The organism is Chromobacterium sp. FG89, assembly GCF_057808735.1.
Genome location: NZ_JBMDIQ010000067.1, coordinates 1 through 962, shown reverse-complemented (window position 1 = coordinate 962; position 962 = coordinate 1). Strand labels below are relative to the sequence as shown.

Genomic DNA, 962 nt, shown 5'->3' with positions numbered 1-962 from the left:
TGGCTCTTGTCGAACTCGGTGGCCAGCTTGATGTGCTCCTGGCCCTTGCGGTCTTCCAGCCGCAGCTTGTTGTTGGCCCAGGTGCGGATCAGGTTGCGGCTGTCCCAGTGCGCGCCGGGGTTGCTGTCGCTGAGTTCGGAGTTGTGCAGGCAGCCGCTGATATAGGGCCGGTCCACATCGCCCAGCACAAAGCTGACCAGCACCTCGGTGCCTGGGTGCAGCGGGAAGTGCAGGCCGTATTCCGGGCCGGCGTAAGGCCGGGCCAGCCGCAGCGGGCGGCTGTCGCCGCCGGGCGACCATTCGTCCAGATCGAAAGGCAGGCGCACGCAATAGCGGCCTTGCAGGTCGATGGCGCCGTAATAGGTTTTTTCCGGGGCGACGACGCGGGACGGCAGCGCGCCGGGGAGGCGCGGCACCGGGGTTAGTCGTTCCTGGCGATAGGGCCGGTCGGCGGGGGTGGCGGTGAAGGCGTTGCGGTAGGCGTCGCGGCGGCCGCCCTGGTGTTGGACCGAGACCAGCAGCCAGCCGTCCGGGGCCGGAGCCAGCGCCGGGCCGTCGTGCTTGAAGATCTGGCCGGGGGCGAAGGCTTGCAGGCAGTTGCCGTCGCCGGCGGCGATCCACTGGCGGCAATGCTCGCGCTGCTGGGCGATCAGCACCGCGCGCTGTCCCTGCTCCGGGTCTTTGTAGTGTTCGCCCCACTGGTAATCGACGCCGCGGGCGCCGGGGGTGTTGGCCGGCGGGCCGCCTTCGGCCAGCAGCGGCTGGTTGGCGTCGCGGTAGTTGTAGTCCTTGCGCTGGAGGCGGGCGCGGATGGGCTGGGCGGCCAGTTCGAAACGGCTCAGGGTTTCTTCGTTGTCGGCCATGCCGGCCTGGGGGCGGAGCTTGAGCTTGACGCCGCCCTGGGGCGGCTGGGCGGGATCGCGGCCGGTGCGGACGTAGGCGTCGATGTCGTCGCCGAAGAC

General features: G+C 70.3%; 1 protein-coding gene. It reads right to left on the bottom strand.

Annotated features, from left to right (window positions below; all coding sequences use genetic code 11):
* Positions 1-962, bottom strand: a 962-nt coding sequence (locus tag ACODRW_RS24260) for a type VI secretion system Vgr family protein (protein ID WP_488906914.1), incomplete at both ends; no start/stop codon positions are given.